Genomic DNA, 10235 nt, shown 5'->3' with positions numbered 1-10235 from the left:
CGGTCCACGGGCGGTGCGCCGGGTCTCGACAGCGTGGCCGCGACGACATCCGCTCCACCTCTCGGGAGACCCTCATGTCCGGCACGCCCCCCGTCCAGCCCGTCCAGCCCGTCCCGCCCGTCCAGCCCGTCCCGCCCACCCGGCTGACCGGGCCGACCCGGCCCGCCCCCGCCGCCGTCCCGCCCGCTCGTCCCGCCCTGGGCCGGCGCACCCTGGTCGGCGCCGGCCTCGGCACCACGCTCGGCGTCGGCCTCGTGGCCGGTGGTGTCGGGCCCCGCTCGTGGGTCGCCGGCGCCGCGGCGGCGCCGGCGCGCCCGCTGCGCGCCGACCCCTTCACCCTCGGCGTCGCCTCGGGCGACCCGCTGCCCGACGGCGTGGTGATCTGGACCCGGCTCGCGCCGCAGCCGCTGGCCGAGGACGGCCTCGGGGGCATGCCCGGGCGCGACGTGGCCGTGCGCTGGGAGGTCGCCACCGACGAGCGCTTCCGCCGCGTCGTGCGTCGCGGGACCACCCGGGCCACGGCCGCCTCCGCCCACAGCGTGCACGTGGAGGTCGGCGGGCTCGCACCGGCGCGGCCCTACTTCTACCGCTTCGCCGCGGAGCGCTGGCGCTCCCCCGTCGGCCGCACCCGCACCGCGCCGTCCTTCGACTCCTCCCCGGCGTCGCTGCGGATGGCCTTCGCGTCGTGCTCGCAGTTCGAGCACGGCTTCTTCACCGCCTACCGCCGCCTCGCCGAGGAGCAGCCGGAGCTGGTGCTCCACCTGGGCGACTACGTCTACGAGTACGAGAAGGGCGACTACACCGTCGGCGGGGTGGCGAACGTGCGCGACCACGAGGGCCCCGAGACCGTGACCCTCGCGGGCTACCGCCAGCGCCACGCGCAGTACAAGACCGACGCCGATCTCCAGGCCGCGCACGCCGTGGCGCCCTGGGTGGTGGTGTGGGACGACCACGAGGTGGAGAACAACTGGGCCGACGAGACCCCCGAGGTGCCGCAGGTCCCGCAGGTCGACTTCCTGGCCCGCCGGGCCGCGGCCTTCCAGGCCTACTACGAGAACATGCCGCTGCGGCGGACGTCGGTGCCGCGCGGCATCGACCTGCAGCTGTTCCGCCGCGTGCAGTGGGGCGACCTGGCGACGTTCCACATGCTCGACACCCGCCAGTACCGCGACGACCAGGCCTGTGGCGACGGCACCGCGGTCGACTGCCAGGAGGCGCTCGACCCCGCGCGCACGATCTGCGGCGACGAGCAGGAGCGGTGGCTGCTCGACGGCCTCGCGTCGTCGTCGGCCACGTGGGACGTCGTCGGCCAGCAGGTGTTCTTCGCCCGGCGCGACTTCGCCGCCGGCCCGACGCGGTCGCTGTCGATGGACGGCTGGGACGGCTACGCGCCGGCGCGCCAGCGCCTCGTCGACGGCTTCGCCACGGTGGCCAACCCCGTCGTGCTCACCGGCGACGTGCACCGCCACTACGCCAACGACGTGCTGGCCGACTTCGACGACCCGACCTCGCCGGTGCGGGCCGTGGAGCTGGTGTGCAGCTCGATCACCAGCGGCGCCGACGGCTCCGACCGCACGGCGGCCACCGACACCCAGCTGCGGGAGAACCCCCACATCCGCTTCGCCAACAGCCAGCGGGGCTACGTGATGACCACGCTGGAGCCCGACAGCATGCGGGCGGACTTCAAGGTGCTGCCCTACGTGCGCCGTCCCGGCGCACCGGTGTCCACGCGGCAGTCGTTCGTCGTGGAGGCCGGGCGTCCCGGTCTGCAGCCCGCCTGACGCGGGCACCACCACGCACGGACAGGAGCCGGCAGCCCTCGCGGGCTGCCGGCTGCTGTCGTCGTGCAGGTGGTGCAGGTGGTGCGGGGATCAGCGCAGGGTGATCCTCTCCGGCGCCGAGGTGCTGCCGGCCAGCTCGGGCGAGCCCTGCAGCCGGGCGACCACGCGGTGGGTGCCGGCGCCCAGGCGCAGCGTGACGACCTTGCGGCCGTCGTCCTCGGCGCGCAGCCGCAGGGTGCGCACGACGCCCTCGCCGCGCTCGCGCAGCACGACCGTGCCGACGGCGTCGCCGCGGCTGGCCCGCACCGTGACGGTGGCGGTGGCCCGGCCGGGGCCGGCCTCCGCGAGCCGCAGGCGGGTGGTGGACGTGGGCTTCGGCGCCGCGACGCCGTCACCCTCGGGCGCTGCCCAGAACAGGCCACGGGCCGCCTGGCTCATCCCGCCCTTGGGGTGGGTGCGGAAGAACACCGAGGTGCCGAAGACCAGGGCCTTCGCCCCGGTGGCCGACTCCCCCGAGATGACCGACGCCTCGCCGCCCGCGGTCTCCGGGCCGTTGGTGGCCGTGGTGCCGCGCCAGTGGCCGGCCAGCAGCGGGTCGCCCTCGGCGTAGGTCTGCTCGGCCGTGGTGCCCTCGCCGAGGCCGGTGAAGGACAGGGCGGGGTAGATGAACGCCGCGTCCTGGGCGTAGGGCGCGAGCACCGACCCCTCGGGGGTGTCCACGGCGACGATGCCGTTGCCGGAGCCGTTGCCGGCGACGGCGGTGGCCTGCACGAGACCGGCCGAGCGGGCGGCGTTGAAGGCGGCGGTGCCACGACCCACGACGGAGCCGCCGCGCTGCACGAACGCGGTCATCGCCGCCTGGCCGAGGCTCTGGGCGTCGGTGAACGCCAGGGTGCCGCCGACCCACAGCACGTCGGCGTCGTCGAGCAGGGTGGGGTCGGCGGTGATCGCCGCGGCGGTGACCGGCACCAGGTCGTCGAAGCCGAGCTCGGTGAGCGACAGCTTGTCGTCCTGGGTGCCGGAGTAGGCGACGGTGAGGTCGTCGACGCCCTTGGTCGCCTCGTCGTCGAGCGCGCCGAGCTGCGCGCCGGTGGCCTCGGTGACCTCGATGTCGAAGGCCGAGGCGACCGTGCGGACCTTGCCGCGCGACCTCGGCCCGACGACGGCGGAGCCGTCCTCGAGCAGGGAGACGGTGACGCCGTCCTCGAGCAGCGCGTTGAGCGCCTGCCAGTCGGCAACGCCGGCCACGTCGAAGGCCATGGTGCGGCCCACCGGCGGCACGGCGGCGTTCGGGGTCGGCGCGGAGACCGAGGTGCTGCTCCCGAGCGGGGCGTCGGTGGTGGAGCCCACCTTGTCGACGGTGGCGCCCCACAGGTAGGAGTAGCTCCAGGCCGAGATGTCGTACATCGACGGCACCTTGTCGGAGATGTCGGAGCCGAGGTCGAGCAGGCTGTTGGCGAGGCCGCGCAGCGGCTGGTGCATGTCGACGACGTAGGAGCCGCGGGGGTAGCGGGTGCCGCCGATCGTGGTCGCCCGGTCGAGGGTCTCCACCTCGATGCCGTTGAACAGCAGCTGGCGCACGACGCGGCTGGCGTCGCTGGCGGAGCGCTGGCCCTCGCCCACCGGGATGACGTAGGCCCGCGGCAGGTCGACCGGGTCCTGGTCGTCAGCGACGTCCCACAGCGGCTTCCACTCGTCGGGGCCCTCGACGGCGGCGACGTCGGCCTCGGTCAGCGCGTCCTTGGGCTCCCCGGCCACGCCGCGGCGGAACATCTCGATCTGGTTGGCCAGCATGTCGTCGCTGTTGCCGACCACGTAGTCGACCATCGACACCATCGTCTGCTTGGCCACCGCGGTGTTGATCACGGCGTCCGCGGGCGAGGTCACCGTGCGTCCCGACGGCCCGGTGGTCAGGGTGCGGCCCTTCGGCAGCTCGACGGTACTGGTGACGGCACCGTGGAACGCGGCGTACTGCGCGGTGAAGATGGGCGGGTAGTCGTCCCAGCCGTCGGGGGTGTCGCGGTACGGGATCTTGATGAACCCGGTCTTCTCGGTGGTGTCGTCGTCGGTCGCCGGGTCGTAGTAGGTGTTGCCCGGGATGTCGGCGGCCACCACGTCGTCCTCGACCTGGCGCGCGGCGGCGTAGCCGTGCGGGATGAACAGGTCGTACTCGTAGTTCTCACCGTGGGGCGGGCCGCAGGGCTCCACCTGCAGCACGCCGGTGTAGCCGTGGAAGTCGGCGGCGTAGAGCGGCTGCAGCGCCTGGGCGGTGCGCACGAACGAGACGGACTCCGGCGTGGAGCTGGTGATCATGTCGCGGTTGGGGTCGAGGCTGAGCGCGGTGGCACGGGTGGCGGCGGTGCGGCCGTCGGGGTTCAGGCTGAGGGAGAAGTACAGCCGGTGCCCGGCGAGCATCTCGCCGACCTCGGCGTCGGGGGCCGCCACGAGGTCCTCGATGACCTGCATCGCGGCGTCGGTGCCCTCCCACTCGTTGCCGTGGATGTTGGAGCTGAACCAGATCGGGGTCTTGTAGCCCGCCTGCAGCGCCTGGTCCTTCGCGGCCGCCCCGGGCCGGGTGCGGATCTTCTCGCGCCACGCGGTCTGCCGGGCGGTCTCGGCCTGGTCCTCGGGCGCGGTCAGGGTGACCAGGTAGAGGTCGCGCCCCTCGGTGCTCTTGCCCACCAGCTGGGTGGAGATGCGGTTGCTCTCGGCCATCAGCTGGTTGAGCCGCGGGGCGAGGTCGGAGTAGGAGATCGTGTCGTTGGCGTCGGTGGCGTCGGGCGTGGTCGGGGCGGGCTCGTCCAGCACCGGCTGGGCCGGGTACGACGCCGGCATGTCGATGGCGTCGCCGAACGACGCGACCTTCGCCGCGACGCGTGCGGCCTGCGCGGTGCTCGACCGCGCGGCGTTCTGGTCGGGGGTCGCGCCGCGCCCGAGCGGGTCGGCGGACGGCACGGGCACCGCCGTGGCGGTGGGGGCGAGCGCGGCGACGGTGGTCGCGGCGACGGCGAGGCTGGTCAGGCCCGCGAGGAGACGGCCCGGAAGGCCGCAGGGAAACACGTCCGTTACCGACCGTCCCACGATGTGGGACCTCGCGACCGCTGGGCGGAACGACGGCCCTCAGGTCGCGGCGGGCCGCTCGTTGTAGGAGCCCGACTGCTCCTGGCCCGACAGCGCCGCGATCGCGTCCATCACCTCGTCGGTGAGCTCGCGACGGGCCCGGCCCAGGGCCACGCCGGCCCACCGGTCCCCGGCGACCACCGGCGCCCCGAAGCGCACCGTGACGTGGGCGAGGCGGGGACGGCTGCTGCCCACCGGCTGGATCTGCTCGGTGCCGACGAGCCCCACCGGCACGACCGGCGCCCCGGCGGTCAGCGCGAGGTGGGCGACGCCCGTGCGCCCGCGGTGCAGGCGTCCGTCGCGCGAGCGGGTGCCCTCTGGGTAGAGGCCGAACGCCTCGCCGCGGCCCAGCACCTCCAGGGCGACGTCGAGGCTGGCCAGCGCCGCGCGAGGGTCGTCGCGGTCGACCGGCAGCATGCCCAGGCCCTCGAACCACGCCCGCTGCGCCGCACCCCGCGCGCCCGCGCCGGTGAAGTAGTCGGACTTGGCCAGGAACACCACCTTGCGCGGCGCCACCACCGGGATCACCACGGAGTCGATGAAGCTGAGGTGGTTGCTGGCCAGGATGACCGGGCCCGTGCGGGGCACGTGGTGCAGCCCCTCGACGGTGGGTCGCCAGACCGCGCGCGCCAGCGGCGGCACGACGGAGTGGAGCACGCGGTAGAGCACGGCACCAGTGTCGCGGTTACCGGCCGGTCAGCCGATCCGGTGTCCGTCCCCGGTCGGGTCGCCGGTCGGGTCGTCGGTCGGCACCGGCGTCGGAGCCGGCGTCCAGAGCGCGACGGCGAGGTCGACGCGCCGCCGGCCCCCGGGCGAGGTGCGCAGCGGCGTGCCCTCGACGCGGTAGTGCTCGAGGGCACCGGCCTCGTGGCTCGGCGGCAGCGTCCCGTCGGCGCGCACCACCCGCCACCACGGCACCGGCCCGCCGTGCTCGGCCATCACGTTGCCGACCCGGCGGGGGCCGAAGCGACCCACGGCCTCCGCGACCGCGCCGTACGTCGTCGCGCGCCCGGGCGGCACGGCCTCGATGCAGCTGAGCACGGCCTCGACGTAGTCCTCCGGGTGGCGCACGCCCGGCAGTCTGCCGCGCGGCGTGCCGGTGGCGCTCAGAGCCCGCCGGTGAAGTCCTCGGTGCCGGGGGTCAGCCGCAGCCCGGCGATGCCGGAGTGCTGCTGGGCGAAGGCCAGCTCGCGGCGCAGGTCGCCGAGGCCGTTGGTGCCGGCGAGGGGGGCCAGGGCGATCGTGGAGAGCGTGCCGTACGCGCGGCCCTGGTCGTCGAGGACGCCGCTGCCGGAGTCGCCGGGGATGCCGGGGGTGGCGGTGAGCGCGTCGCTGCTCCACGGGCTGGTGCGGCCCAGCGCGGAGCCGACCTTGGGCGAGAGCACCGTGGACGGGCGCAGGCTCGACTGGCCGTAGGTGTAGACGGTGGTCCCGGCCTCGGGTGCGCCCGCGGCCAGCGCGACGGGACCGCCGAAGAACGGCACCGACGGGTTGACGTCGGAGACGCTGGCGCCGTTGACCTTCACCAGGGCGAAGTCGTTGTAGGCGCACGGGTTGGCACCGGTGGTGCCGAGGCGCGCCATCGTGCGCCAGGAGGAGTAGACGAGCCGGCCGGCGCCCACGGTGGTGCCGCCGTCGACCAGGGTGGCGCCGGTGGCGAACCGCACGCGGGTGCCGAGCGGCACCGACGTCGTGTCGCAGCCGTTGGTGTCGGTGGCCTCGCCGAGGCCCGCGCAGTGGGCGGCGTAGCCGAGGTAGACGCCACCGCGACGGTCGGTGAAGACGAAGTTGGCGGTGCACTGCGCGCCCTGGGTGAACATCTGCACCCCCGGGTGGATGTCGGCGCGCGCCGCGGGCGCCCAGGAGTCGACGCGCGCGCGGTCGCCGGCCCGCTCGGCGGCGTCGGCACGGGCCGGGGCGAGCGGCGCCACCAGGCTCCAGGCCAGGGCCACCACCAGCGCCACCAGGGCGCCGAGGACCAGCGGGGCGGGCGGGGACGGGTGCCGACGGAGGGTGCGCATGCCCCTCCAACGAGCGACGACCCCGTCCGCTACGGGACGGGGTCGTCGGTGGCCGACGTGCGGCTCGTGGTGGCCGGCGGTGGCCGGCGGTGGCCGGCGGTGGCCGACGGTGGCCGGCGGGGCCGGGATCAGAGCACCGGCGAGAACGGCTCGGTGCCGAGCACCAGGTCGAGGCCCTCGATGCCGGAGTGCTGCTGGGCGAACGCCAGCTCCCTGGCCAGGTCGCCGATGTTGTTCGAGGCCGGCAGCGGCGCCAGGCCGAGGGTCGACAGGGTGCCGATGGCCTCCCCGTCGGCGTCGACGAACGCCGAGCCGGAGTCGCCGGGCACCCCCGGGGTCACCGTGTAGAGCGGGTGCGACCAGCCGCCGTCGGCGGCGGAGTCGCCGAGGCTGCTGCCGGTCTTGGGCGAGAGCAGCTCGACGCCGGCGCGCAGGCTGGAGTTGCCGTAGGAGTACACGCGCTCCCCTGCGGTGGTGCCGTCGGTGTCGATGCCGGTGGGGCCGCCCCAGAAGGGGACGGACGGGTTGACCTCGCCCACGTCGGCGGCGTCGACCTGCACCAGCGCGAAGTCGTTGTAGGCGCAGGTGTTCGCGTCGGTGGTGCCGACCTCGTCCATCGTGGCCCAGGAGGAGTAGACGAGGGTGCCGGCGCCCAGGCGGGTGCCCTCGCCGAGCAGGCTGCCGCCCTCGTTGAAGGTGACGCGGGTGCCGAGCGGCAGCGAGTCGGCGAGGCAGCCGTCGGTGTCGGTGGCCGCGCCGGTGCCGGCGCAGTGCGCGGCGTAGCCGACGTACACGTTGCCGGCGGCGTCGTCGAAGACGAAGTTCGAGGTGCACTGGGCGCCCTCGGTGTACATCTGCGTGCCAGGGGTGATCGTGGCCTGGTCGGCGGGGGCGAAGCGTGCCCCGTCGGCGGCCGTGGCGGGCGTGGTCGCTGCGGTGGCGGCCAGGGCGGTGCCGAGGGCGGTGGTCGCCAGCGTGGCGACGGCGGTGCGGCGGGTGCGGGTCCTCATCGGGCGGGTGCCTCCTGTGGTCGGTCGGGTCGGGCGCCCACGTGACGCCCGACACGGTCGGGTCGCTCGTCCAACGACCGTGGCCCGCCCGGGCTACGCCGACACCCCACGGCGCACGACGGCGCCCGCCCCTGACCGGGGCGGGCGCCGTGCGGGTGGAGCAGGTGGGTCAGTACGACGGCTGGCTGGGGTCGACCTGGTTGACCCAGGCCACCACGCCGCCGCCGACGTGCACGGCGTCGCCGTAGCCCGCGCCCTTGACGATCGCCAGGGTCTCGGCCGAGCGGACGCCGGACTTGCAGTGCATGACCACCTGCGTGCCGGTGTCGACGGCGGGGAGCTGCGCGAGCGCCGAGCCGTTGAGGAAGTCGCCCTTGGGGATCAGCACCGAGCCGGGGATCCGGTTGATCTCGAACTCGTTGGGCTCGCGGACGTCGACGAGGACGAAGTCGCGGGTGCCCTCCTCGCGCTCCTTGAGCATGTGCTCGAGCTGGACGACCGAGATCGTCGACCCGGCGGCGGCGTCGGCGGCCTCGTCGGAGATCGCCCCGCAGAACGCCTCGTAGTCGATCAGGCCGGTGACGCTCGGGTGGTCGCCGCACAGCGCGCAGTCGGGGTCCTTGCGCACCTTCAGCTTGCGCCACTCCAGCTCGAGGGCGTCGTAGATCACGAGCTTGCCGACGGCCGGGTCACCGATGCCGGTGAGCACCTTGATGGCCTCGTTGACCTGGATGGAGCCGATCGAGGCGCACAGCACGCCCAGCACGCCGCCCTCGGCGCAGCTCGGCACCATGCCCGGCGGCGGGGGCTCGGGGTAGAGGCAGCGGTAGCAGGGCGCCTCGGCGCTGGTGCCGTCCTCGAGCTCGGCGTGCGGCCAGAACACCGAGGCCTGGCCGTCGAAGCGGTAGATCGAGCCCCACACGTAGGGGATCTTCAGGAAGTACGCCGCGTCGTTGACCATGTAGCGCGTCGCGAAGTTGTCGGTGCCGTCGACGATGAGGTCGTAGCCCTCGAAGACCGACATCACGTTGTCGTTGTCGAGACGCTCGGGGTGGACGACCACCTCGACGTACGGGTTGGCCTCCTTGATCGCGTCGCGCGCCGAGTCGGCCTTGGGGCGGCCGATGTCGGACTGGCCGTGGATGATCTGGCGCTGCAGGTTCGACTCGTCGACCTCGTCGAACTCCGCGATGCCGAGCGTGCCGACGCCGGCGGCGGCGAGGTAGAGCAGGGCCGGGCTGCCCAGCCCGCCGGCGCCGATGACGAGCACCTTGGCGTTCTTCAGGCGCTTCTGCCCCGCCATCCCCACGTCGGGGATGATCAGGTGACGGCTGTAGCGGCGGACCTCGTCGATGGTCAGCTCGGGGGCCGGCTCCACGAGTGCTGGGAAGGACACAGGGGCTCCTCGGACGGTCAGGTGGTGGTCCCGGGGTCAACGCCGTCGGGGCCGGTGGTGTTCCCGGTCATCGTCGCCGTCGTCGTCGCGCCGGGCCCGCCACGTCCCGTCATCCGGACCCCGGTGACCACCCGGTAGCATCGCGGCCTGCGCCGCCGGTGACGGCAGCGGAGCCGAGCCGAGGAGTCCAGCGTGACCGCAGGTCAGTACCCCCGTGACGCGGTGAGCGTGCAGGGCGCCGCCGACGACACGGCCGCGGACGAGGTGCGCGACTCCTCCCGGCCGCGCGGCGGGCGGATGCCGCGGCGCGAGCGACGCGCCCAGCTGCTGGAGTCGGCCCTCGAGGTGTTCGTCGCCCAGGGCTACCACGCCGCCGCGATGGACGACATCGCCGAGCGTGCCGGCGTCTCCAAGCCGGTGCTCTACCAGCACTTCCCCGGCAAGCTCGACCTCTACCTCGCGCTGCTCGACGCCTCCTGCGACGCGATCATCGACAACTGCCGCCAGGCGCTGCTGAGCACCCAGGACAACAAGCAGCGGGTGGCCGCGGCCATCGACGTCTTCTTCGAGTACGTCGCCCTCGAGACCGGCGCGTTCCGCCTGGTCTTCGAGTCCGACCTCACCAACGAGCCCGCGGTGCGCGAGCACGTCGACCGTGTCACCAGCGAGTGCGCCGCCCTGATCGCGGAGGTCATCCGCGACGACACCGCCCTGCCCGACCCCGCCTCGCGGCTGCTCGCGGTCTCGCTGGTGGGAATGGCCCAGGTCAGCGCTCGGTTCTGGCTCACCGAGGCCGGTGGCATCAACCGGCCCGACGCCGCGGCGCTGGTCGCCGGGCTCGCCTGGCGGGGCATCCGCGGCTACCCCAAGGCCGACGAGGCCTGACGGGTCGGCTCCCCCGCACGTC

The 10235-nt window shown here is 74.4% G+C and carries 8 protein-coding genes; 2 read left to right on the top strand and 6 right to left on the bottom strand.

Annotated elements, in window-relative coordinates; all coding sequences use genetic code 11:
- The first annotated feature begins 74 nt into the window (after positions 1-74).
- Complete coding sequence (locus AC4OR8_RS17420) at positions 75-1781, top strand: alkaline phosphatase D family protein (protein ID WP_492166870.1); 1707 nt, start codon at positions 75-77, stop codon at positions 1779-1781.
- Between the two features lie 90 nt (positions 1782-1871).
- Here the strand turns inward: AC4OR8_RS17420 and AC4OR8_RS17415 are convergent, their stop codons facing one another.
- The 6 genes from AC4OR8_RS17415 to moeZ all read right to left on the bottom strand — a co-directional run bounded on the left by AC4OR8_RS17415 (position 1872) and on the right by moeZ (position 9328).
- Positions 1872-4841, bottom strand: coding sequence for a M14 family zinc carboxypeptidase (locus tag AC4OR8_RS17415; protein ID WP_492166869.1), 2970 nt, complete (start codon positions 4839-4841; stop codon positions 1872-1874).
- A gap of 60 nt (positions 4842-4901) precedes the next feature.
- Positions 4902-5570, bottom strand: coding sequence for a lysophospholipid acyltransferase family protein (locus AC4OR8_RS17410; protein WP_492166868.1), 669 nt, complete (start codon positions 5568-5570; stop codon positions 4902-4904).
- Between the two features lie 27 nt (positions 5571-5597).
- Positions 5598-5972: an MGMT family protein gene (locus AC4OR8_RS17405; RefSeq protein WP_492166867.1), complete on the bottom strand. Its 375-nt coding sequence runs from the start codon at positions 5970-5972 to the stop codon at positions 5598-5600.
- Between the two features lie 35 nt (positions 5973-6007).
- Entirely contained in the window at positions 6008-6922 is a 915-nt protein-coding gene (locus tag AC4OR8_RS17400) for a hypothetical protein (protein WP_492166866.1), read from the bottom strand.
- Between the two features lie 128 nt (positions 6923-7050).
- Positions 7051-7932: a hypothetical protein gene (locus AC4OR8_RS17395; RefSeq protein ID WP_492166865.1), complete on the bottom strand. Its 882-nt coding sequence runs from the start codon at positions 7930-7932 to the stop codon at positions 7051-7053.
- Positions 7933-8101: 169 nt separating this feature from the next.
- The gene (gene moeZ / locus AC4OR8_RS17390; protein ID WP_492166864.1) at positions 8102-9328 is read right to left on the bottom strand and encodes an adenylyltransferase/sulfurtransferase MoeZ; all 1227 of its coding nucleotides are present in this window, start codon (positions 9326-9328) and stop codon (positions 8102-8104) included.
- A 297-nt stretch (positions 9329-9625) separates the two neighbouring features.
- Between moeZ and AC4OR8_RS17385 the strand changes: the two genes are divergently transcribed.
- Entirely contained in the window at positions 9626-10213 is a 588-nt protein-coding gene (locus AC4OR8_RS17385) for a TetR/AcrR family transcriptional regulator (protein ID WP_492167136.1), read from the top strand.
- Positions 10214-10235: the final 22 nt, after the last annotated feature.

This window comes from Nocardioides sp. FY1077, assembly GCF_058681775.1.
This window is presented reverse-complemented; position numbering and strand designations above follow the sequence as displayed.

Excerpts from the sequence above, each read along its gene's own strand:
- AC4OR8_RS17400 (WP_492166866.1), bottom strand. The coding sequence starts at position 6,922 with ATGCGCACCCTCCGTCGGCACCCGTCCCCGCCCGCCCCGCTGGTCCTC.
- AC4OR8_RS17420 (WP_492166870.1), top strand. The coding sequence starts at position 75 with ATGTCCGGCACGCCCCCCGTCCAGCCCGTCCAGCCCGTCCCGCCCGTC.
- AC4OR8_RS17385 (WP_492167136.1), top strand. The coding sequence starts at position 9,626 with ATGCCGCGGCGCGAGCGACGCGCCCAGCTGCTGGAGTCGGCCCTCGAG.
- AC4OR8_RS17395 (WP_492166865.1), bottom strand. The coding sequence starts at position 7,932 with ATGAGGACCCGCACCCGCCGCACCGCCGTCGCCACGCTGGCGACCACC.